Below are 24,347 nucleotides of genomic sequence, written 5' to 3' on the forward strand. Positions count from 1 at the left end.
TATATTAGTTCGCTCACACCATCTCACATCAATCTCATGTTACGAAACGTCACATTTTTCTTGCTTGCAGCCGCTCTGGTTCTGCCAGCAACTGCTCAAGAGCACGACAACAGCGCTTATCTGGGTGCTGTTTCCATGGATTTCTCCCAAGCCTCCGAGAAACTCAATAGCTTGGCTGACGCCATTCCTGAAGATCATTTTGACTGGAGTCCTGCCGAGGGCATTCGCTCTGTTGTTGAAGTACTCAATCATGTGTCCGATGCCAATTTTGGGATCGCAGCAATGCTCGGACACGAGTCGGACTACGAGGCATCCGCAACCGATACTAAGGAGGGAGCTATGGCACGGTTGGCCGCTTCGCAAGCACACGTCAAGGAACTCCTGGACTCTATGGCCGAAGCCGACCTGAGCAGTACTGTTGAGATCTTCGGTATGACTATGAATCACTACGGAGTGCTGGGGATTATTTCAGGGCATACCCATGAACATCTCGGGCAGATGATTGCTTATGCACGCTCCAACGGGATTGCACCGCCTTGGAGTGGTGGATGACCGCCGCATAGGAAGTATCTGCCTCCTACTATTTATTTCGCTATGTGCCTGCCAGACCTCTGGGGTTGAGCAGGCATATCCAAGTCGCCCCCTGAGCTTCATCGTACCCTGGGAAATGGGAACAGGTGGTGATGTTGCCTCGCGTGTTTTAGCCAGTGCTCTTGAGAAGGAGCTCGATCAACCTGTCAATGTCGTGAATCAGGCCGGAGTCAATGGAGTCATTGGCCACGCGGCTTTGGTACGATCTGAGGCCGATGGCTATACGCTGGGAGCCCTCACTGAGGACATCGCGATGATGCACTGGACGGGACTCACGCGTATTAACTTTGACAGCTACTCCTCGATTGCACTGATCGCCGTGAATCCCCCTGTGGTCACGGTCCGACATGACGCTCCTTGGGAGACCATCCACGACCTCATTACTGGACTAAGAGCGAGCTCGGAAACATTGACGGCAAGCGGCTCCCGCATTGGCGGTCTATGGGATCTAAACCGAATCGGATTACTCGAGGTCGCTGGTCTCGATGCATCTGTAATATCATGGAAGCCCAGTCAGGGATCGGCTCCCGCTCTGCAGTATTTATTGGCGGACAGCGTTGACATCGTCATATCATCTCTGTCTGCTGTTGACTCGCTTCGCAGAGCAGGCCTGGTACGAATCCTGGCAACCATGTCAGGCGAGCGACTCCCCTCTGCACCAGATATCCCCACTCTTAAGGAATCGGGATTTGACTACGAATCCTTGGGAAGTTGGTTTGCACTTGCAGCTCCGAAGAACCTGCCAGATGCAAGACTGGAGTTTTTGCGCGTTGCAGTCTGGAATATTTCAAGGCGACCCGAATTCAGGCGATCTATCCAGCGCACCGGATTTCAATTGCGACATATCACAGGAAGTACCCTGAGGGCATTTCTGTACGAAGAGGATCTCCAAAATGGTTTGCTCTTGGATAAAGCCGGACTCTCCCTAGAATAGTTGGAAACCAACCAAGCTATATCCCGGACAGAGCCGTACGTAATGCTTCGAACCCTAAACCACTCGCCCCCGTACGAATTCGAAGGCTGCACCAGAAATCCAGTGCCAACATCTGAATAGAGTGAATCGGCACTGCGATCCAGAAAGAGCGACAACGCCAAACCAGCGCCCCCAGAACAATGCCTCCCAATAATGAGAGGACCAATTCGCTGGTGGGCTTATGTACATGCAATAGGGCGAAAGGGAGTGCCTGAACGAAAATCGCATGCACTCCAAACGTATGTGCTGTCCCGAACAGCACAAACCCCCTCCAGAGGTACTCCCAGCCAATCCAATACAACAGAAAGAGTGAGTGGTAGATTGCAAAAATGGACCAGGAGTCCACAGCTCCACGATAATGTGGGTATTCCACCTGAAAAACTCTTCCATCCGAGAGTATCCAGGTTCCAATGAGTACTATCGGCACATAGGCAGCAAACAGGATTAGTGCCAATTTCCAGTCACCGAGCCCTAACCCAATCTCTGCCGGCTTTTTTCGAAACCCAACCACCAGAACCAGTACCGGAATTAAAAACCCGGTCACACCCTGGATCGAAAACCACCACCCCCATGCCTGTAATCTGCTCCCATCGGGAGCAATGTGATCTAAGAAAAAGTCTCGGCTTCCGAACTTAAAGGTTACGATTAGGAGCAGCGCACAGAGCGTGAGTACGACCGTCGTCTGCAGATCCAATGACCGCAGACCCTTGATAAACCGTTGTCTCTCGGAACCCAACACCCTGCTATGACCCACTTCCTACATGGCGCTCCATAAACTCCCAAATTCGCAAGAGTCGATCAATACGTTGTTTCGGATTGCCGGTACGTGAGAGGTTATGTCCTGCATTCGGGTACCGCACATATTCCACTGGACGCTCCAGTGCCTTTAAGCTTTTGTACAGCACCTCACTCTGAATAACGCCGGTTCGAAGATCATTATCTGCATGCATGATCAAAAGTGGTGTATGGATCTGATCAACAAACGTAATCGGCGAGTTCGCTCTTAGAAGTACACCCGCTTCCCAGGGAAACCCTCCGAAATGATTCGGCACTAGGCGCCAGGCATTGCCCTCGCCAAAAAATGTACTCAAGTCATAGACTCCGCGCTGAGCAACCGCAGCCTTGAATCGCTGATCCTGAGATACAATCCAGGCCGTGAGGTATCCGGCATAGGAACCACCCGCCACTACCTGACGATCCGCATTCACCCACCGAGTCCTCCTCGTCACCTCGGACGCTGCAGCCAGTACATCTCCAGCGGGGCCTACCCCCCAATCCTGATAATTTGCCCGACGGAATGCATGCCCGTATCCACCAGACCCACGAGGATTGGAATAGACCAAGCCGTAGCCTTGTGCAGTCAAAAACTGGAACTCATGCCACATCGTGGCTTCACCTGGCCCCCACATTGACGCGGGGCCTCCGTGAATGGCAACCAGGAGGGGATATGTCTGTCCCGGAGCCTGGAATGTGGGGGGCATTACCCAATACTGCAAACTAAGAGTATCCCTCTGCAAACGGTACTCTGCCGGAAAGCTCAATGCTTTATTCTGAAGCCATCCTGAATTGTGCGCTGTGATCGCCGTTGATGATTCAAAATCCATTGAAGAGGCATGCAGCTCTGATGGATTGAGAACCTGGGTTGTTACCATATAAGCCATGGCCGTTGTAATGTCATAGCTACCAATGCCCCGACTATTTTCTGTCATCTGTGTAACGGGAAGTCCCCGGTGGAGCAATTCCCCACGATAAAAGAATGACCTCGCACTCTGGGCTAAACTGTCAACCAGAAGTGAGTCAGTGGGGGGCTCTACTGTTGGAAGTGCTGGCCGACCTTCATTGACGGATGCCCGGTACAGCGGTACACCCCCCTCGGATGGAGCTGTGAAATACACAAACCACTCATCATGAGACCACTTGACACTCCTAATACTCCGATCAAAGTCAAGGGTCAGCATTTCGGGGGGACTCAACCCATCAATGGCAAAATATCCAAGTTCGGATTGCGCGTACCCGGGATCGGTGAGACTGCTCGCCTGGAACGTGATAAACCGCCCACTGGGGGAGACGATTGGAGAAGTCAAACGATAGCCTCCAATGTCAAGCAATAAACGCTTGCGCGAAGATTCTATGTCAACGAGAAACAGGTCCCGATCCTGCTCCCGGTCAGGATGGCCTGCAGTCTCAGGATAACCACTTACTACGATCTGGCGGTTGTCCAAAAGCCATGTTGCACCACTGAAGCTGTAATGCCCCGTCGTAACCATCTTGATCTCTGGATCATCACCAGCTAGGTTTGCAACGAAATAGTGCCTTGAACGATACTCCGGGGATAAGTCTAATTCACCCTGAAAATTCAGCCGATTCAATAGACGTGGATTGGCATCTCTACGATTTTTGTCCAGCCACGCTCTCACGTTTGCCAGTTCTCCATCTGGGTTTGCCTCCGCGGTATGATCCTCCCAGGACGATCTCCCCGGACGCTCCTGTGACCACTCTGGCGTAATTCCGGTGAGCTCAAGGACTTCGTCTCTGCTGAGCGTTGTAGAAAAAAGTATATTCTCCCCGTCGGGCGACCATTGCGGTTCACTGACTCCGTGCTCAAAACTGAACAACTGCCTTGCTTCTCCACCGTAAATGGAGATCTCAAAAACCTGAGAGTTCCCCTCCACACTGCGCAGAAATGTGATCCGCTCACTATCTGGATGCCACACAGGAGAGTTCCCTCCTCCATAGGTCATCTGTTTGGGGGGCTCCGACCGATCCGCGGCGGCCATCCAGATTTCAGATTGATACCGGTAATCGTCGTCTCCATCTGGAATGATAGAACGAACTGTATAGGCAACGTAGCGCCCATTGGGGGCTGCAGTGACACTGCCAAGCTGCTGAATCTTTAGCAAGTCAGTAGCTAAAATGGGCTCCCGCTCAATCTGGGCAGTAACACTGGTGGCGAAGAAGCAAAATCCAATCAATAGGATGCGCATAGGCTTAAAGTAGATATTTACGATCTGCAAAATATACGTCAGGCAAAAAGATGGGGAATTATATGCAAGGTGCGTTGGCACTCATGCATATAATTCCCCAAGGATAGATTTAGAGACTCGATTACAACGACCCCACAGGCGGCGGCTACAATGTCTGCAATGAAGATCCTACCCACGAAGGAGCAAACACCTACATTATGTAATCCACCTTATATCGTACGGTCATCTTCTGTATCTATATCAGGGCTGTTCGGGAAAGAGCGTTACCTGTACGTAGCGATCAGTCAGCCATTTTGTAGCAGCTTGCTGCAGATCGTCTGCGGTCAGGCTATCCACGAGTTCGTCATAACGTAGAATGTCTAGTGGCTCCGAAACACTGTCCGAGTAGTAGGAGCTGCGCAGCGCACTAAGCCAGAACCGATTCTCCTCAAGATCCGTGATCCGAGCCTGACGTTGCTGCTCCTGCACCCGTGCGACATAATCTTCCTCCACGCCACTTTGCTTGATTTCTTTGATGGTCTCGAATACGGCATTCGTCAATTCTTCTGCACGCTCTGGGTCACAGCCAAAGTTGATCGAAAATCGATACCTTTCCTGGGGACGCCGCAGCTGTATAGCACTGACGCCCGCCCCGTAGATTCCACCACGCTCCTCGCGCAATTCTTCGAACAGGAGAATATCAAGGAGCCTCTCCAAGGATTCCATATGATGGCGAGCCTGTCGGGAATCTTCATAGTCTCCATTAAATGTGATATTTACACGACTCTGTGGCTCTTCTCCCTTATATACCGTCTTGACAACCGTACCTTCGGGATACTGTACGTTTACGTCCTGCCACGTTTCTTCTCGATCCGTCGCAGGCAGTGTGCCTAGATACGTCTGAGCGAGAGCAGTCAGTGTGTCAACTTCAAAAGCACCTACGAAGACAAACACAAAATCATCCATGTCGGCATATCGCTCCTGATAGACCTGCAGTGCACGTTCCATATCTATAGAGTCAAGTTCCTCCATTTTGGTCGGTCTGTAGCGCGGGTGATTCATATATAGTGTCGTGCTAAGCGTGTCGCTGAATGCCGCACCAGGAGAATTCTCGCGATTCGCCAGAAAAGTGCGGTTCAGATTGACCTGAGACAAAAATGCAGAAGAGTCCAAGCGTGCCTGCGTAGCACGCAGGTGAATTAACTGGAAGAGTAATTCCAGGTCTTCCGGCGACGCTTGGCCACTGAAACCCTCAAACAAGGAACTGATGGACGCGGAAACAGATGCCCTTTTTCCCGAAAGCTTTTTCTGTAACTCCGTCTGGTTGAACGCGCCAACTCCACTACCATTCACAGTTGATGCTGCAAACGACGCAGTCAGGTACTCACCGTCACCGTACAGAGATGTACCGCCCTCGCTGAAGGATGTGAACCGAACTTCGTCAGCACGAAAATCGGTCGGCTTCATTACAACGCGAATACCGTTCGACAACGTGATCTCAGAAACTCCAAGTTCGGGGATAGAATTTTCGCTTACGACCGCAGCTGGCTCCAGTACCTTGTCAAACAAAGGTACATCCGATGTAGCATCAATGTAGGGTTCCACTACGGTACCATCATATTCCTCGAATGTGCTGGCCAGGACCTCTTCAGTGACCCATTCAAGCGATGGTTTTTCGGGAAGATTTACGGTCACTACCCGATCCTCGCTACTCAGCGCTTTTGGCAGATACGCACTTACTTCTTCCAGTGTGATAGTTGGCAGAAGCTGCTGCGCAAGCCGGTACTGATTCACAACACCCGGAATTGGAGAGTCTTCCAAATAATGATTCACATAAGAAGATACCAGCCGTGCCGAAGGTGTGTTTTCGCGCTCATTGTACGCTTCCTCACGCGAGCGAAGGAACGATTCTTTAAACCGCGACAATTCGCCAGGTGTGAACGGATGCTGTCTAACTCGTTCCGATTCGAGAATAAGTGTGCGAAGTGCGGCAACCAGGCTATCTTCGTTCGCATAGGCGGTTAAACTGAATTGGGGGAACCCCCGAACAAGATCCCCAGCACCTGCTCCTGCAGCGAGAAAAGGTGCACGGGTACCATCCTGAGCAATCTCGCCAAATCGCCGGGAAAGCATACCCCTTGCCACGGACCCCACCAAAGACCGGCGATAGTCAACAAGAATTTTCATCGGGGCTTCTGGCTGTCTGTACCTCATCGAAAGTACCGGGAAAAAATCATACTCTGGATCACTCACAACCTTGTATCGCGTCTCCATATATGGCACGTCAAAGGTCGGACGTGGCACCGGATTCTCGGCTGTTGGAATCGTGGCAAAATGTTCTTCCACCAGGGACTTCATAGTTGGCACATCCATAGCACCTACGACAACAACCGCCATCAGATCGGGGCGATACCAAGTTTCGTAATAGCGGCGTACGGTTTCGTAGGCACTCTGCTTGATGACAAGTGTATCTCCGATTGGCAGCCGCTTCGCATAACGGGATTCACCAAGAATAACCGGGAGTTCCTCATCCAACATGCGTCCCTGTGCCCCTCGTCGGCTGCGCCACTCCTCCACAACAACACCGCGCTCATTGTCAATTTCTTCGTCGCTCAGCGTAGCGTAGGCTGCCCAGTCTTCCAACACCTGAAATGCCTTGCGCACCACCTCCATGCTATCAGTAGGTACCTGGAGTTGATAGACCGTTTCATCGAAACTTGTATAAGCATTAATATCCGGACCGATTTGCATGCCAATGCGCTGCAAAAAGGCCATAAGCGTCTGTTTCGGAAAGCGCCGCGTACCGTTAAAAAGCATATGCTCCACGAAATGGGCCAGCCCAAGTTGATCTTCGTCCTCCAGTATGCTACCAGCATTTACGGCCAAGCGAAGCTCAAGACGAGACTCCGGCTCGTGGTTCTCTCGCAGATAGTATGTTATACCATTCTCCAATTGGCCAATGGTAACAGCGCTATCAACAGGAATGGGCTGATTCAAGTCAAGCTGGGCCTGCGCGTTCACAGCGGGTAAATAACCCGTCATGCAAAGTAGAAAAGCGACCAGCACGGTTTTGAATGAAGTGGGATGTACGTTCATCGATCTCGTATTTGTGGTAACGATTGTAGGAAAAGCACGAATCACGGTGAACACGTACCCAGAATGTAAGATCCGACTGCAGATACGTTCAAGGGATTTCTCTACTCGAGTCCTTTGGGATTGCCTCCTGTGCGCCAATTCGGTGTGTTAAGATTTTCAGCGCGCACGGTCCTGAAAAAGATCCAGCTCTCTGACGCAGTCAAATTGCACTTGCACACGATGTGTTCTCTGACAAGCAAAATTTCATTGAACCCAAATGCAGTTTGCGGGGTTTGCTGGTGTCTTAACAAAAAACTTCAAATTCAATGACTGCAGATCCCCTTTATCTGGCATTTGGTGACATGGACAACGAATTAGGAGTGACGCGAAAAATGCTTTCGCGCGTCCCCGACGACTGCTTTGACTGGCGTCCACATAAAAAATCATGGACCATGGGCGAATTAGCCAGTCACATCGTCGACCTGCTCTGGTGGCAGGTGACCACGCTGGAGAAAGACGGCATTGATATGTCCCAACCCTGGCCAAAAACGAAAGCGTCGACACAGGCAGAGTTGATCGCCATGTTCAATTCCAATGAGAAAAATTTGCTTGAGGTTCTCGACCGTACGACTGTGGATACGCTGTCTGAGCCCTGGACGCTCAGTTATGGAGACCAGGTGTATTTCACGGAGTCCAAGGCTACGGTACTCCGCCGATTTGGGATCAGCCATCTGGTCCATCACAGAGCTCAACTTTCCGTATATCTGCGGATGAATAATGTACCCTTACCCCCGAGCTATGGCCCAACTGCAGACGAGAACTAATCCGTCGTCTATCCTGTAGCCGGATAGGGATTCGCCAGATATCGCCGGGCGTCTGTGTGGCTGGATCCCCAGCGTTTCATTCTGAGTACATCCTTGTACCGGGTGATGGCCCGGTCGCGGTCTCCCATCAGATCGTACGCAATCCCCTGATAGAGACGCCCAGCAACCTTGAAGTAGCTGTCGGCATCCAGTCGTGCAGTCAATGCCTCCAGAGATAAGAGATGAGGTAAGGCGGCAGATGCTTCTCCCCTAGCAATATGTGACCGCGCCAGAAAATACAGTGCCTGCTCCGCCATCGCCGGTGTATAGCCGGTTTCCTGTGCCTTATAGCGCTCCAGGACGTCTGCGAAAACAGTGTCAGAAGCCTGCCACTGATGCCAACTTGCATAAATTCGACCTTCCAGTGTATGGAAAAAGGAATTTCTGGGGTACTTGTCACGCAGCCACGAAACCTGTTGGACACATGCTTGGAAATCTTTCTCGTAGAGGTAGTTGATCTGCGCCAAAAAATACATCGCCTCCGTCTGCATATAGTATCCCTCTCTGGCCGTACGCTCGAGTTCATACAGCCCGCCTGAACGGTCTCCTGGTGGAAGAAACGCCGTGACCGGTCGCACAAATGGGTACCGTTCGGGAATCAATGCAGCATAATATTGATAGAGGCCCCTTCCCAATGCAAAATCGTGATTGGTTGTATCTGCGTTGGCAACCGCCAATACGTAATCCATGGCCCGTTTGCCATCTGCCGCAGCCCGAATCCAGTCACGGCGATTGGAGCGCAAACGCCCCCTGAACCCTAACGCGATCCCCTTAAAAAACATTGCATCGAATTCATTCCCGTCCGCATCCAGTCGTTCATTACTGCGCGCGATCACCTCTCCCATAGCAGCATAAAACTTTTCATCGTGAGATGTATCTGTTAAGTCCAGAAGAATGGTCCACCAAAGGGTTAATGCCTCCAAAAATGGACCGATAGGATGATCCAAATGACGTTCGGTGATGGTTTGAAAGTGATCTTCTGCTTCTTCAAACCGAAGATCGTACAATGCCTCTAGTCCAGCTTTAGCTGACGCTCGAACCTCTGGCTCGTACAGAATACTAGACTGCGCTACAGCAGATGAACAGGATAGAATCCCTCCCAGGAGTACGGCGAACCACACGCGATTCATTGCGTGCCCTATCTACCCCAGCGTCGTAAACCACCATACGTGAGTCCAACAATCAGCACTTTCACTGCATCAAAAGCAACAAATCGAAGCCATCCAACCTCAATAGAGTACCACCAGGACATGTGTGAAGCCGCAAAGTGTAACCAGCTCACCCCGCACGCAAAGAGCACAACAGAACCCGCAGCGACCGCAATCACACCACTAAACACACTAGTTTTATTCTTTCCGATCAGGCCAATGACGTATGCCGATAATGGCATCCCTAGGAGATAACCTGCACTGACAGCAGTGGTCAAGTAGGTCAAACCGTGCCCGCTCCCGGCATAGACGGGCAAGAACATTCCGATCAACAGGTAGAGGATCATGGACAAAAAGCCGTTCCGTGCCCCAAGTACTAAACCACTCCCATATACGAAAAGGGTCTGTAATGTGACCGGGATCTCCCAAAGATAGATGCGCACCTGAGCGCCAAGTGCCGTGGCGACTGCAAAGAAGGTGACTGCTAGAAGTTGAACAAGTACGGAAGCCTTCTCGGGAGTCAATGTCTCTATCCAAGGAGTCCGAGCCGATGGTGCGGTCATGGTACGCGGTAGGTGACTGAAACTGGACTTCGTTACCCTTTGAAGTCCTATATGTTTCGGATTGGATCACCGGTATGGTACCTTTTTAAGTGTGATTTCGTACCACGCGATCTTAACTGCGCAATCTTGTCATCCTTCTCCATGCAGGGGCCCTACTGGACATTGGCCAACCTACTCAGTATCTCTCGTGTCCCACTTTCTGGCGCGGCGGCAGTGGTTATTTTTACGGATGGGCCCGTAATCTGGAGCCTGGCCTTGATTCTTGCAGCCGGGCTTACGGACTTGCTTGATGGCCAGGTTGCTCGCCGCACAAACACCGTATCCGAGTGGGGCAAGATCCTGGATCCGGCTGCAGATAAGATCTCTGCCGCTCTGCTGGGGATTGCACTCGTGTGGAAAAGCTTGCTGCCTTTCTGGGTTCTGGGAGCAATCATTCTGCGCGATTTTCTGATTGTAATGGGCGGGTTCTTTCTAACGCGTTATCTCGGACATGTGCAAATGAGCAACCTTCCCGGCAAGATTGCAGCAACTGCAATTGGAATCACATTTATTCTTGCACTTTTGAAGGCAGATCAAATCGTTATGGATATAGCGATATGGGCAACCATCGGGCTTCTTGGGCTCTCGCTCTTAATTTATGCGGCTCGACTTTTCGGCCTACGAAATCGCTCCAATTAATCACATGAGGTTCAGTAAAAGCTCACCGACTCAGGACCAAGATCGCCTGGAATCTGGACTGAAAAAAACCCGGGATGGCCTCTTCGGAAAGATCGGCCGTCTCATCAAAGGGAAACGTAAGATTGACGAATCCGTGCTGGATGGCATTGAGGAAGCTCTGATCACCAGTGATGTGGGGGTCAATACCACCCTAGAAATTGTCAGTCGGATTGAGAAAAGAGCGGCGCGAGACCGATACACCTCATCCGACGAGCTACGGACGCTGATTAACCAGGAAATTGCCGAACTCCTTGAAAAAAATCTGCCCGCACGCCCTGCAGATTTTGATGCTCCGCTCAAGAACCATCCCCATGTGATCATGGTGGTCGGTGTCAACGGTGTGGGAAAAACTACAACCATAGGAAAGCTTGCATGGCGTTACACGCAGGCAGGCCGAAGTGTGCTCATTGGCGCCGGGGATACCTTCCGGGCAGCAGCGATTGAGCAGCTTGAGATCTGGACCAATCGCGCACAGGCTGACATCATCAAACAATCACACGGAGCGGATCCCGCAGCCGTCGCATTCGACACGGTCCAATCAGCAGTTCATCGCTCCGCGGACGTCGCTATTATTGACACTGCAGGTCGCCTGCATACCAAAACGGGGCTCATGGATGAGCTTGCAAAAATAAAACGTGTCATGGGCCGCCAACTCGCTGGGGCGCCTCATGAAGTGCTCCTGGTACTGGATGCCACGATCGGACAGAATGCACTGCGGCAGGCCCAGGAATTTACACGGAGCGTAGATGTGACCGGCCTGGTTGTCACAAAGCTGGATGGCTCCGCCAAAGGGGGCATTATTATCGGCATCTCGAATGAGTTCAAAGTGCCTGTCAAGTATATCGGAGTAGGAGAGGGACTGGAAGATCTGCAGATCTTTAATCGGGATCATTTCGTGAAAGCCTTGTCCATCGTATGATCCCCTCCGGCCTCAAGCCTTCCTGACTGATAAGCAAAGCCGAATAGACTGATATGCGAGTAGTCTTTATGGGGACTCCCGATTTTGCTGTACCCTCACTGAGGGCGCTGGTAGAGAATGGCTACCGACCTGTTGCTGTAGTTACCGGGCCGGATCGCCCGCGCGGACGAGGCCGCAAACTTCAACCAACCGCCGTCAAGCAAGCCGCACAGCGTTTTGGTATCAAGACCCTCATTCAACCGGAGTCCGTAAAAGATCCTGCGTTTGCAGCTCAGATCAATGACCTCAATTGTGATCTCCAGATCATCGTTGCATTCCGGATTCTGCCTCCTGAAGTATTCACATGTGCAAAGCTCGGAGCATTTAACCTTCACGCTTCTCTGTTGCCTAAATTTCGAGGAGCTGCTCCAATCAACAGAGCGCTGATGGCCGGAGTGACTGAAACCGGGGTAACGACTTTTTTTCTGAAGCCTGCGGTCGATACAGGGAATATTATCCTTCAATGGCCAACCGTCGTTCCGACAGATGAGACCGCGGGAAGCCTGCATGATCGACTCGCAAAACTTGGGGCACGTGCCGTTTTGGAAACAACCCGGCGAATTGCCACCGGAAATGTACAGGGGTGTCCACAGGATAATTCACTTGCAACTGCCGCTCCGAAAATTTTTCGGGATGATTGCCGTATTCGTTGGACCGATTCGGCGGACCAGGTCCATAACCACTGCCGCGGCCTCTCCCCCTACCCTGGCGCCTGGACTCCGTGGAAATCAGGAACCCTGAAGATTCTGGGAAGCCGTGTTACAGAGGGAACAGGGAGCCCGGGGACCGTACTCAGATCGGATGGCCACATCGTGGTTGCCTGCAAGACTGGAGCAATTTCCATCACACACCTACAAGCTCCGGGGCAACGGGTTCTTGCAGCGAAGGACTTCCTGAATGGACATCCGATCGTGCCGGGATCGCACCTATCAGGCCAGAGATAAAGTCTGGCTTCTAGGAATTATAGAATTGGTAGGGTGTAGTGCGATCATGGTTCTATATTAAATCCCAATGGGCTACCGGATCATACGGAACAGAATCTTCAAGAGATTCCGGTTGCTGTTGCTGTTCTCCCCCGAAAGAGTAGGTCAATTTGGGATATTATATGATCAGACCAAAAGCCTGAGTTGGCATAAAAACACTATTTTTGTACAGAACTTCGGAGTCAGAATTTCTTTGCTCTAACGAAATAAACTTCGTTAGATAGATAATTATATAGCGTAGCGTTCAGATCATGACTAACAGTATATCCCCATTTCCAGAGGGTTGGTATTTCGTGGCCAGTCACAAGCACCTACTGAAGGAGAAGCTGATTCGAAAAACCTGGATGGGCGAAGAAATTGTCGTTTGGTGTGATGATAAAGGTCGTGTGTGTGTGGCAGATGCATTTTGCCCACACCTGGGAGCAGATCTGGGGCCAGAATCTGGCGGCATGGTGCGTGACGGTTGTCTCGTATGCCCGTTTCATGGGTTTGAGTTTGAAGTCAGCGGTAGATGTTCCGCGACGCCGTATGCCCCGCCCCCCAAGACTGCACGGCTAAAGGTGTACGAGACGAGAGACATCAATGGAATCGTCTTTGCCTGGTGGGGGCTCGATGGACGCCCTCCACAGTGGTATCTTCCAGAGAGCCCCGAAAGTGAGGGCCGGTGGAGTGAACTGGCATTTAAGACGATTCGGTTTCCAGGTCATCCTCAAGAAACCACGGAGAATTCGGTTGATTTAGCTCATCTGCGGTACGTGCACGGCTACGATAATGTCTATCGGTTTGAACCGCTTGCAGTGGATGGTGCTTACCTCAGGAGCAGTTTTGATTTCATACGTGCTCAGAATGTAGCTGGGGTAAAGATTCATTTTGATGTGACTGCAAAAGCGCAAATCTATGGGTTTGGATACTCAAACGTGAAGATCCACGAGAAGTCCATTGATATGCACATCAATTTTTATGTGCTAGCAACTCCTGTAGACGGGAAGCACATTGATTTGGTACTGGCCAGCCAGGTACAGCAGATGCGTAAACCAAAACGGGCAATTGTTGGTCTGCGATTTCTACCTCAGAATATTCGAACCGGTCTCATGAACAGATTCATCCTACTTATGCAAGAGAAGGATGTGAGGGATGATGTCTATATCTGGCGGAATAAGCGATATATTCCGCAGCCGCGGCTATGTAAGTCGGACGGTGAAATTGGAAAATTCCGACGCTACTGCAAGCAATTTTATTCATAATCCTAAACTGCCCTACTTGACGAGGATTCCCGCGTAGGTGTGTATCCCACATGATACATGAGTCCACACCACGGTATTAGGTGTGAATACGTATATTGTTGTTATAGAACCAAAGCATTTCCCTTGACCCAGCAGGAACCAATTTGAGGATGATGCTTACCTACAAAACCAGTATTTGAATAGTGTTTTCCTTAGTCTCCCCACAGAATAGATCATGAGCGAAAACAACACCTCGTCTGAGATCAGTCTTGCCGAAGAATTGATCCTTCTGACATTGGATGAAAAGACTGGTTACCTGGAGATCGTGCCCGGTTGGGAGTTCTCGTGTGTTATGGCTGGAGCGATCATTGCCGATCTTGCACTTAAGGGCCGGATTGATACAGATCTGGAGTCGCTCTACCTGATTGATGCCGCTCCGACAGGAGATAAACTGCTTGATGTTACACTCCAAGATATTGCCACGTCCAACAAAGTTCGCGATGCGCAATTTTGGATTGAGAAAAACGCAAATCGGGTTGATGACGTAGTCTCTACTTCGTTCGACCGCCTAGTAGACCGGGGAGTTCTTGTTCGCGAGTCTGGCGAATTTTTTGGCTTGGCTCGCTCGGTTTCACGATCGGGTCTCTATCCATATTTAGGTTCGTCAAGACGTGAAGCGAAGGCAAGAATTCTGGATGTGATCTTACATGACACTCTTCCAGATCCTCGGGATGCGATTCTTATCGCATTACTTCATGCGTGTGGCGGGTTCAAGATCCTGCTTGAAGAGGAAGACTACGAAGAGTCTCTAGAGAGAATCGAATTGGTATCCAAGCTAGATCTTCTGGGACGAACGGTCGCTACAGCAGTGCAGAATAGTGCTGTCCAACCTAGGCGAAAAGCCCCGAAAACCAAACCTATTCCAAAAATTGGATTCCTTGAAATCTTTAAGCACCGAGACTTTCTCAGGGGATATATTCCGCGGGGGCTGCATCGGCTTCATTCTCAACATGGTTCGGTAATTAAACTACCGTATAAGATGCAGGGGTTTCCCACGTACCTTATGACGGGAGCAGAAGCAAACCATTGGATCAACAAAAACGGTCGATTTTATTTTCGCTCGAAGGAATATATCAAAGACTTTGAAAACGCATTTGGTTCTACAAGAACTCTACCGGGCTTGGACGGTGCTGACCATTATAGGATGCGCAAGGGCTTGAAGGGGGTCTATTCTCGTTCTGCGATTGGATGTAGGCTGCCAGAAATGTACTATCACAGCAGGAGATCCATGAGCAAATGGAAGGAAGGAGATGAGTTGCCCGTCATGGATACACTGAGATCGTACATGAGTGATCAGGTCTCACATTTGGTCTACAATGTGGACTGTTCACATTTCTCAGACGAACTGCTGGATTTTCAGCATCGTGCTTTGATCGTGCACACCATGAATGCATTCCCCAAATTCATGATCAAAACGCGAAAAATGAAGCGCTATAGAAAGCGTGTGGCTGAATTTCAGGAGATGATCATTTCATCTCACACTCCTGGGCAGCGTAAAGGCCAACCAATGGATATTGCCGATGGGTATCTGGAACTTCACAAGAATGATCCTCAGTTTGTGTCAGAAACAGATTTGACCTTCTCGTTTGTTGCAGGCATGGTTGCAAGCATTTATCTGGGTTCGGGGATTTCACTCGCACTCTACTGCATGATTCGAAACCCGGAAATCCACGATGCCATTTACCAGGAAGCGGAGAAGCTTTTTGGGAACGGACGAACGCCCGAAGATCAAGATTTCTGTCCCAGAAACACGGACATAACTCTACGTCTCATGATGGAGGCTACTCGCATGTATCCCGTGATTCCATGGCAGGTGAGAGCCGTTGTGAATCGGTGCGTTTTTGACGGATATGAAATACCCTCGAGGTCACGAGTTCTGATCGGTCATACCGCAACTCATTACAACAGTGATTATTTCAAGGATCCCTACAAGTTCGATATAGACCGCTATTTACCCGAGCGATCAGAGCATACACAGCCTGGTGCCTACATGCCATATGGTTTGGGTACACACACCTGTCTTGGACGCCGTTATACGGACCTTCAGATTGCCGTAAACCTCATGCTCATTGCCTACCACTTTAAACTGGAGATTCTACCCAAAGAGGGGGAAATCAAAATCAATCCGCTTCCGAACTGTCATCCCCGAAAATACCTCAAGTTTCGTGTCGCCGAAATCAGAAACCCGATTCCCACCGCATGAGAGTGTGCTGGGAGAGTATTGGTAATCTGGGTAGCCAGGATTCGCTCCATCCGCGGAATGGTCTCCACTTACCCTACTATACCAGGGAGTATTTGAATTTTCCCTAAACTCATGGCTCACCTCATAATTTGGGTAAAAACCCCAAGTTTAAGGCATTTCCTCCGGGGACGAATGAGAACGGAAGAGATTAATCTCAGCGGGAATCTAGGCGAAGCAGAGTTCTCTATTCTCCCCTCAAAAACCTGAGAGAGAGGAGAAACCATGCCGTGGAAGCTATCGAAAAGGCTCAGGGATGCGTACCGGGAGGGCAATGTCGCCCGTCGCGTGCAAGACTTTGAAGGTTGGATGGAGCGAGCGACGCCCGAAGCCGTTAATTCAGGCGATTACGACCACACCAAGCTGGTCAAGGACTACTACGATCTTTACAGCGAGCTAATGACATGGAGTTGGGGTGAATCCCTGCACTTCGCACCCCTCGCTCCACATGAGACCTTGGAGGATTCCAAAACCCGCCATCAACGATTGATGATCGACAAGCTGGACCTGAAGCAGGGTATGACGGTGGTTGATGTCGGTTGTGGAATCGGTGGCCCGATGCGTCGTGTCGTTCGCGAGGCCGGTGTTCAAGTTGTTGGGATTAACAACAACACAATCCAGCTGGAAAAAGCGAAAAGATTGAATGCTGAGGCTGGGATTGATCACATGGTTGATTATTTGGCCTGCAGCTTCATGAATATGAACGGTATTGAAGACAATACCTTTGACGGGGGTTATGCCATTGAGTCAACGTGCTATGCCCCGGATAAAAAAAGGGCGTTTGAAGAGATATTCCGCGTGCTGAAACCTGGCGCTCTGTTCTGGGGGCAGGAGATGTGTCTGACGGATAAGTTTGATCCGAATGATAGTCGGCACTGTGATCTTAAGCACGACCTCCAGCGCGACCTCGCACTAAAGGATATCGCTACGTTCGGGGAAGTGAATCAAGCGCTTGAAGCAGTGGGGTTCCACATTATTGAAGGGATGGACCGCGAAGTATCAGGGGAAGGGACCACACCATGGTATCAGCCCATGGAGAGTCGACATGGGATGTTGGGAAACGTCTTGTTCAGGCTTCCAAAGGGCCGTAGAATGATAGTTGCAGGATCGAAGTTGGCCGAGATGGTTGGGTTGTTTCCAAAGGGTTCCGCAGAAGTCTTCCGATCCTTGGACCAAGCCGCCGATGCCTATGTCGAAGGCGGAAAAACCGGTATCTTCACGCCGCTGTATTGTTTCTTGGCACGCAAACCCCATTAGACCGATTGCACGGTCTCGCACGGCGTGTGCCGTTACGATCGACGGACAAGATTGAGATGAAGACAGAGGTGAGAACCGGGGCTAGGGCTGCATCCAATTTATCGCCGGAAGAAAGTTCGGATTGACCCAGTTTACAATTTTCATCGCCAAACGGGCACTTTTTTCGTGACGTTTGGGGAAACGATGGAAGCGATCAAACATGGCCGTGTATGTTGTTTTACGTAAAGCTGTTTTGTATATTCTCGGGGCGGCAATGGCAGGATTCTGAGTTATAAAACGAGACTATTAACCTCAGGCTGACTTCGGTACTCAGTGCATGGATTATGAATTCAGTAGGCATACCCGAATGAGATGTTTCTGGAATTCAACACGACTTATCACAAGTTCAAAGGCAGCGGGGATTCTAGAACAGACTTCGGTTGATCAATGCTTGTATCCCATTGCAAAAATATTTGCATATCCTGGAGGTCTCCGAAAATGAACGATTCCCTCAGAATGAAAAAGAACCTTTTTTGCCAGCATAAAGGATCTGAAAATTTCACGCGATCCAATGGGCAGAAGACGTAGCTTTTTGGTTGCCGGTATTACCCTTGTCGGGTGTGTGGCTATTGCCGCTACTCTCATCGCTCGAAGACCTGAAACTGCCCGCCAGGCTGTTCCCCCACGTGCCCCGTTTGTAACTACCGATTCCGTTACGAGTGGAGAGGGACCAATCCCGATATATGGCGGAGGTACTGTACGCCCATATGCAGAAGTGAATGTGACAGCGGAAATTTCCGGCAGAATCGTGTGGGTGAATCCTGTCTTCCAAAGTGGAGGACTAGTGTCCTCAGGTGAGATTCTATTTCGAATTGATGATGCAGATTACTTGGGTAGAGTAGACAGGGCACACGCCAATGTAGCCGCTCAAGAACTTGAGTTAATGCGTGTGAAGGAAGAATCCAGTATTGCGAAGACACAGTTCGAGAGGTGGGAAAATGAGGGGAATACTGAACAACCCAGCCCCTTAGCGTTGTGGGAACCCCAACTAGCAGCTGCTCAGGCCGCGCTGAACAGGGACCAGGCTGAGCTCGTCGAAGCCGAATTGCATCTTTCCAGAGTCGCCATTAAAAGTCCCTTTACGGCCGCGGTTTTGAGCGAGTCTGTTACAGTAGGACAGTTCGTGGCACCAGGCCAAAATGTTGGACGCATATATAGTATTGATACGGTTGAGGTAGTGGTACCACTTCCAGACGAAAGTGCGGCACTGATTCCTGGACTCTGGGGATTGAGACCAAGCGCCCAAAACAAACGGGCTTCCGCTCGTGTAATCGCAAAGTATGGCGAACGGCATTATTTGTGGACGGGTTATGTCGATCGTGCGGAAGCGGCGCTGAAAAAGCAGACACGCACAATTGAAGTGGTCATTCGTGTACCCAATCCGTTCACAGCTGGATCAGACCTGAACACGGAAGACTTCACGCAGTCGAACAGCATCCCACCTCTTCTGATCGGTAAGTTTGTGAACGTCGAAATTGACGGAGCAATTCCAGACCAGTATTTCAGGGTACGGCGATCAGCTCTCAAACCGGATGCTGAGGTATGGGTTGTGCGCAACGATGTACTGAACCGCGTTCCTGTACAAGTGCTGCAGCGCTCAGAGGATGAGGTTTTTCTTATTGGATCCCTTGAGGCAGGACAACAAGTTGTTGTGAGTGGAATCCAAGCAGCCATTGATGGGATGGCAGTACGGACCCAATTATAAGGGGATTCCAGCCTACCGAGACCATGCAACCCGGGCATTGCATCCATGAACACGGCAAGAGATATTCTCAAATTCAGATCAATCGTGAACATAGCAATATGAGCATCCAGTCTGAAGTTGATCAAACTTTCCCCTACGTGTTGTTTCCAAACCCTAGAATCCGATTGCGCTGATGAATCAGGAGGGCCCCTATTCGGGTGAGCCGGCAGGGCCAATCGCCTATATGGCGAGTAATCGGATTGCCCCCAATTTGTTAATGTTTGGCATTATCGCCTTGGGCCTTGTATCACTTGGGGGTCTGGAGCGGGAAGGCTGGCCGGTAGTCCCCTTCAATATGATTGAAGTTTTCATGGCCTATCCTGGGGCTACGCCAGAAGAGATTGAAGAATCCATCATAGTAAAGATTGAAGAGCGAATTGAGACACTGGAGGATGTCAAGGCAATCAGATCCCTAGCCGCTCCCGGGCTGGCATCCGTCAGAATTCAGTGGCGAACCGGCACGAATCTCAGCGAAGCGATGGACGAGGTGCAGGCTGCTGTCGGACAAATTCAGTCTTTTCCGGCCACAGCCGAGCGCCCCCAGTTTTGGGAAATGGACAGCCGTACCAGTGTGATTCGACTGATGCTTTTCGGTGATGCCACCGAACGCGCGCTGAAAGAACTTGCCTATCAAGTCAGAAATGAATTAAAAACTTTGCCTAGCGTATCCCTCGTCGAAGTCAGCGGCACGAGGGATTATGAGATCTCTATTGAGGTACCACTTGCTACATTGCGCGCGCTCGGATTGACGCTGGAGGACATTGCCTACGCTGTCCGCCAGAGCTCACTCAATCTTTCTGCCGGGAGCATTGACACAAGGGAGTCCGAGGTCCGGGTGCGCACTATTGGCCAGAATTACAATCAACTTGATTTTGAGGAAATCGCCATTGTTGCTCAAAACGACGGTGCGATTGTGCGTCTCAGAGATATTGCAACGATTCGGGACGGATTCCAGGAAAACAATATGATTGTTCGCCATCAGGGCACGCCGGCAGTTTTCGTGGAAGTCTATCGAGGAGAAGATGAGAATGTTAAAACGATTTCGGACACAGTCAATGAGCACGTACGGGATGTGATCCTGCCTTCACTTCCCGATGGTATTGGGATTACTGTATGGAACGATGATTCTCCTGTCTATGCAGAGCGTGCAGGTCTTTTGGTTCGGAATGGTATTCTGGGCTTCATCTTAGTTTTCATCGCCTTGGCCCTTTTTCTTGAGATCCGGCTTGCAATATGGGTTATTTTCGGTCTGGTCACCTCCGGTGTAGGTGCATTGTCGGTCATGCTGTGGCTTGATCTTCCACTCAACGCCCAGTCACTTTTCGCATTCCTCCTGGCAATCGGTATTATTGTGGACGACGCCATTGTCGTAGCCGAGAGAATCTATTCTCAGCGCATGAAAGGTCTTCCTGGACCGGTCGCTGCGATCCGGGGAACACGAAGAATCAAGACAGCACTAACCTTCGCAGTCCTCACCTCGATAGCGGCGTTTACTCCTCTGCTCTTCATTCCGGGTGGTGTTGGAGAGGTATGGTTCGCATTGCCGGCGATTGTTATTGGTATGCTGGTGATTTCTCTGATTGAAGCACTTTTCATTCTACCTGCGCATCTGTCCCACCTGCCGGGTCCGGAATGGACGCCATCCAATTTTGCAGATAAATTCCTTTTTCGTATTCGAACATCCGTAGATCAAGGGCTGACCAGGTTCCTTAAGGGCCCCTTGAATCGCGCCCTCCGCTTTGCTACGGATTATCCCGCAATTATTATTTCGGGAACCCTCGGTTTGTTTGTACTCTGTGTGTCGCTAATTCCGGCAGGCGTGGTTCCGACAACACTTATCGGCGTAGTCGAGGGTGATTTTGTCACTGCTACGCTTGAAATGCCAGAGGGAACGCCCGAAGAGAGAACTCTTGAAGTTGCAATGGAACTGGAGGCTGCAGGCAGACGCGTGATTGAACGTTTGGATCAGGAAGGGCCGGAGGGCGCCCCTTCACTGCTGCAGGGGACACTCATCGTGGTAGGTCAAGGCCCTCGTGTAGAAGGAGGAGGACTTGATTCATCTCCTACCATGAATCCCCAGTCCCATATTGCCGGTATTGAAATCAGGTTACTGAGTGCCCAACAACGGGATATGTCCACCATTACAATTATGCAGGCTTGGCGGGAAGAGGTGGGAATCTTGCCCTATGTCCGGGGAATTGCTTTCAGTGGTGATGTCATCAACCTGGGAAATCCTGTGGAGGTTGTTCTATCTCACCCAAACTCAGAGCGTCTCATTGTTGCTGCCGATTCAGTAGTGAATAGCCTGTATAGTGTGGCCGGTGTCTTTGATATCCGCTCGGATCATGCCCCGGGGATCGGGGAGATTCAGCTGGGGTTAAGGCCTGAAGCGCGAACACTCGGCATCACCGTCGAAGATCTGGCACAACAGGTACGGTCAGCTTTTTTTGGTGTGGAGGCGGTAAGACTGCAGCGAGGCGAAGAAGAAGTCCGGGTCTATACGCGCTTGCCCGCTAGTGAGCGAGAAGCAATCACGGACGTCGAAGGATATTTGATCCAGACGCAATCAGATGGGAAGGTTCCGATCCACCAAGTTGCCACGATGACAATGGGAACATCCCCACCAGTAATTCGACGCAGAGACGGGCAACGAATTGTGACCGTGACGGCAGATGTGAATGCTGAAGTGATCTCTGGATCACAGGCCAACGAGATTCTTGAAAATAGATTCCTCCCAGATATAACCGCTTCCGAGCCGGAGTTAACCTATTCCTTTGGGGGGGAACAGCAAGAACAACTGGAGTCTCTGGGAGCACTCAACCGTGGTTTTATGCTTGCCATGCTGGCGATATACGCGTTGTTGGCGATTCCCCTGCGCTCCTATCGTAAACCATTCCTATTGATGGCCATCGTGCCATTTGGCCTTATTGGAATTATCCTTGGTCATGTGATACTAGGCCTCCCGCTCAGCGCTGTTTCTTTCCTGGGCTTTTTCGGCCTCAGCGGGGTCATTGTGAACGATTCGTTAGTAATGATTGATTCAATCGATCGACGCATTCGAGAGGGAAGTACACCAAGACACGCAATTGTCGAAGGTGCTAAGAGTCGCTTCCGTCCCATTATGCTAACGTCAGTGACTACATTTTTGGCATTTGTGCCGCTTATCCTAGAACCCGCGATTCAAGCACAGTATCTGGTCCCATTCGCGGCATCATTAGGCGTTGGTATCATGATTACAACTGCAATCCTGATGCTGCTCTTACCTGCACTGATGGCTGCTTTCTCTCGAATCAACTCCAATCGCACTGCACAGGATATGCAGAATGCCTGATCCTGTCTTAGACCAGACCTTCCGATTGCTGCAACCTCTTGCTCATTGCCTACCACTTTAAACTGGAGATTTTACCTAAAGAGGGGAAGTCAAAATCAATCCACTTCCGAACTATTATCCCCCGAAAACATCTCAAGTTTCGCGTCACTGAAATCAGCCCCCCACTGCATGAGAGTGTGTGATAGGGCACTGGTAGCCCGGGTTTTTCAGAGTCTGACGCCGCCTCACCTCCAGTAATTTTTAAGGTTAAGTAAGCGACATCTAGCCTCAGAGAGGCATCAAGAAAAGATCATTTTTCTGTGAAGCACTTAAAGGTTGTCACCCATCAATACATAACCAGGACCGTTCTTGGTTATCCTTGATCTCAAGCTGATAAAAAAGAGCGTCTACGCAGGCGTGGGTGATATTGGAGACACGATCTCCAAAAGCGTACTTTATCAGCAGGCTACCCGGGTGAACATGATGGTTAAGATCGCGTAAGTTCGCCGATGCTTGACTAAACCACTACTCCATGGCCAATTTTGATCTTGCTCAGGTTAGCGAACATATTCGTATTGAGAGTGCTTTTGTAGACGATTTGCGTGAAGAGATCGGACGTGTTGTCGTCGGGCAAGACTATATGGTCGAACGCCTGATGATCGGACTGCTCGCTTCAGGGCATGTGTTGCTGGAAGGAGTTCCCGGGCTGGCAAAGACCTTGACCGTAAGTTCTCTTGCCCGGTCCATTGGCGGACAATTTCAGCGTATTCAATTTACCCCAGACCTCCTCCCCGCCGACCTTTTGGGTACACTGATCTACAATCAGCAGACTGGAGATTTCTCCATCAAAAAAGGACCGCTTTTTGCGAATATGGTGCTTGCGGATGAGGTGAACCGCTCTCCGGCAAAGGTTCAGAGTGCTTTGCTGGAAAGTATGCAGGAGCGGCAAATTACAATTGGGGAAACGACTTTTCCGCTTGAGGAACCGTTCCTAGTGCTTGCAACACAGAACCCTATTGAGCAGGAAGGAACCTACCCCTTACCTGAGGCGCAGGTCGACCGCTTCATGTTGAAGATTAAGGTCGGCTATCCCTCCCATGAGGAGGAGATAGAAATCATGCGTCGGATGGCTCGAACCAACCCCGACACCGAAGTCAAAACGATCGTTCAATCCGAAAAGATTCTGTCTGCCCGGCTAGTCCTGAATGAGCTCTATATGGATGAGCGTGTCGAACGCTATATCGTAGACCTGGTCATTGCCACGCGGGACCCCAATTCCTTTGATTTACCTGACCTGGTGCCCCTGATTGAATACGGCGCCTCCCCCAGGGCAACAATCAACCTGAACCTTGCGGCAAGAGCCCATGCATTCCTTCGTCATCGCGCTTATGTGACTCCCGAAGATGTACGCTCAATTGCCATGGACGTGCTCCGCCACCGCCTAGCCGTAACCTATGAGGCAGAGGCCGAAGAAATGGAAGCCGAAGTAATTATTCAGAAAATTCTTGACAAGATTGAGGTTCCTTAGTCCTTATTATATACTATCTAAATGAATTACGTGTATGAAAACGTAATCATTCTGTCAATTCACACGTAGAAATGGGAAATCGGTTTTATTTCGAAACCTGTAGCGTATATTTC

General features: G+C 50.4%; 17 protein-coding genes. 12 read left to right on the forward strand and 5 right to left on the reverse strand.

Annotated elements, in window-relative coordinates; genetic code table 11:
- Window positions 1–36 precede the first annotated feature (36 nt).
- Both F4Y64_10080 and F4Y64_10085 read left to right on the forward strand, forming a co-directional pair.
- Window positions 37–552, forward strand: coding sequence for a DinB family protein (locus F4Y64_10080; GenBank protein ID MXX97946.1), 516 nt, complete (start codon window positions 37–39; stop codon window positions 550–552).
- On the forward strand, window positions 509–1,525 hold the full coding sequence (locus F4Y64_10085; GenBank protein MXX97947.1) for a tripartite tricarboxylate transporter substrate binding protein: 1,017 nt from the start codon (window positions 509–511) through the stop codon (window positions 1,523–1,525). Before F4Y64_10080 ends, F4Y64_10085 begins: the two co-directional genes overlap by 44 nt.
- Before the next feature lie 16 nt (window positions 1,526–1,541).
- Here F4Y64_10085 and F4Y64_10090 read toward each other — a convergent pair whose 3' ends face one another.
- The 3 genes from F4Y64_10090 to F4Y64_10100 form a co-directional block, all read right to left on the reverse strand.
- Window positions 1,542–2,303 carry a CPBP family intramembrane metalloprotease gene (locus F4Y64_10090; protein MXX97948.1) on the reverse strand — a complete coding sequence of 254 codons (762 nt, stop codon included), beginning with the start codon at window positions 2,301–2,303 and terminating at the stop codon, window positions 1,542–1,544.
- Between the two features lie 4 nt (window positions 2,304–2,307).
- Window positions 2,308–4,548 carry a S9 family peptidase gene (locus F4Y64_10095; GenBank protein ID MXX97949.1) on the reverse strand — a complete coding sequence of 747 codons (2,241 nt, stop codon included), beginning with the start codon at window positions 4,546–4,548 and terminating at the stop codon, window positions 2,308–2,310.
- A gap of 240 nt (window positions 4,549–4,788) precedes the next feature.
- Window positions 4,789–7,623: an insulinase family protein gene (locus F4Y64_10100; GenBank protein MXX97950.1), complete on the reverse strand. Its 2,835-nt coding sequence runs from the start codon at window positions 7,621–7,623 to the stop codon at window positions 4,789–4,791.
- A gap of 305 nt (window positions 7,624–7,928) precedes the next feature.
- Between F4Y64_10100 and F4Y64_10105 the strand changes: the two genes are divergently transcribed.
- Entirely contained in the window at window positions 7,929–8,426 is a 498-nt protein-coding gene (locus F4Y64_10105) for a hypothetical protein (protein ID MXX97951.1), read from the forward strand.
- A gap of 8 nt (window positions 8,427–8,434) precedes the next feature.
- Here F4Y64_10105 and F4Y64_10110 read toward each other — a convergent pair whose 3' ends face one another.
- On the reverse strand, window positions 8,435–9,595 hold the full coding sequence (locus F4Y64_10110) for a hypothetical protein (GenBank protein MXX97952.1): 1,161 nt from the start codon (window positions 9,593–9,595) through the stop codon (window positions 8,435–8,437).
- An 8-nt stretch (window positions 9,596–9,603) separates the two neighbouring features.
- Window positions 9,604–10,176: a biotin transporter BioY gene (locus tag F4Y64_10115; GenBank protein MXX97953.1), complete on the reverse strand. Its 573-nt coding sequence runs from the start codon at window positions 10,174–10,176 to the stop codon at window positions 9,604–9,606.
- Between the two features lie 51 nt (window positions 10,177–10,227).
- Here F4Y64_10115 and F4Y64_10120 point away from each other — a divergent pair, with 51 nt between their 5' ends.
- From F4Y64_10120 to F4Y64_10160, 9 genes are all read left to right on the forward strand, one after another.
- Window positions 10,228–10,854 (forward strand): CDP-alcohol phosphatidyltransferase family protein, encoded by a 627-nt coding sequence (locus F4Y64_10120; GenBank protein ID MXX97954.1) that lies wholly within the window; start codon window positions 10,228–10,230, stop codon window positions 10,852–10,854.
- Window positions 10,855–10,858: 4 nt separating this feature from the next.
- Complete coding sequence (gene ftsY / locus F4Y64_10125; protein ID MXX97955.1) at window positions 10,859–11,812, forward strand: signal recognition particle-docking protein FtsY; 954 nt, start codon at window positions 10,859–10,861, stop codon at window positions 11,810–11,812.
- Between the two features lie 53 nt (window positions 11,813–11,865).
- Window positions 11,866–12,795 carry a methionyl-tRNA formyltransferase gene (locus tag F4Y64_10130; protein MXX97956.1) on the forward strand — a complete coding sequence of 310 codons (930 nt, stop codon included), beginning with the start codon at window positions 11,866–11,868 and terminating at the stop codon, window positions 12,793–12,795.
- A 290-nt stretch (window positions 12,796–13,085) separates the two neighbouring features.
- The gene (locus tag F4Y64_10135; protein ID MXX97957.1) at window positions 13,086–14,078 is read left to right on the forward strand and encodes a Rieske 2Fe-2S domain-containing protein; all 993 of its coding nucleotides are present in this window, start codon (window positions 13,086–13,088) and stop codon (window positions 14,076–14,078) included.
- A gap of 214 nt (window positions 14,079–14,292) precedes the next feature.
- Window positions 14,293–16,320, forward strand: coding sequence for a cytochrome P450 (locus F4Y64_10140; protein ID MXX97958.1), 2,028 nt, complete (start codon window positions 14,293–14,295; stop codon window positions 16,318–16,320).
- A 261-nt stretch (window positions 16,321–16,581) separates the two neighbouring features.
- Window positions 16,582–17,613, forward strand: a complete 1,032-nt coding sequence (locus F4Y64_10145) for a methyltransferase domain-containing protein (GenBank protein MXX97959.1) — start codon at window positions 16,582–16,584, stop codon at window positions 17,611–17,613.
- 550 nt (window positions 17,614–18,163) lie between these two features.
- On the forward strand, window positions 18,164–19,357 hold the full coding sequence (locus F4Y64_10150; GenBank protein MXX97960.1) for an efflux RND transporter periplasmic adaptor subunit: 1,194 nt from the start codon (window positions 18,164–18,166) through the stop codon (window positions 19,355–19,357).
- 172 nt (window positions 19,358–19,529) lie between these two features.
- A complete protein-coding gene (locus tag F4Y64_10155) occupies window positions 19,530–22,727 on the forward strand; it encodes an efflux RND transporter permease subunit (GenBank protein MXX97961.1) in 3,198 nt (1,065 codons plus the stop codon).
- A gap of 511 nt (window positions 22,728–23,238) precedes the next feature.
- The gene (locus F4Y64_10160) at window positions 23,239–24,234 is read left to right on the forward strand and encodes an AAA domain-containing protein (GenBank protein MXX97962.1); all 996 of its coding nucleotides are present in this window, start codon (window positions 23,239–23,241) and stop codon (window positions 24,232–24,234) included.
- The last annotated feature ends 113 nt before the right edge of the window (window positions 24,235–24,347 follow it).

The sequence above is a fragment of the Rhodothermaceae bacterium genome (genome assembly GCA_009838195.1).
Taxonomy (GTDB): Bacteria; Bacteroidota; Rhodothermia; order Rhodothermales; family Bin80; genus Bin80.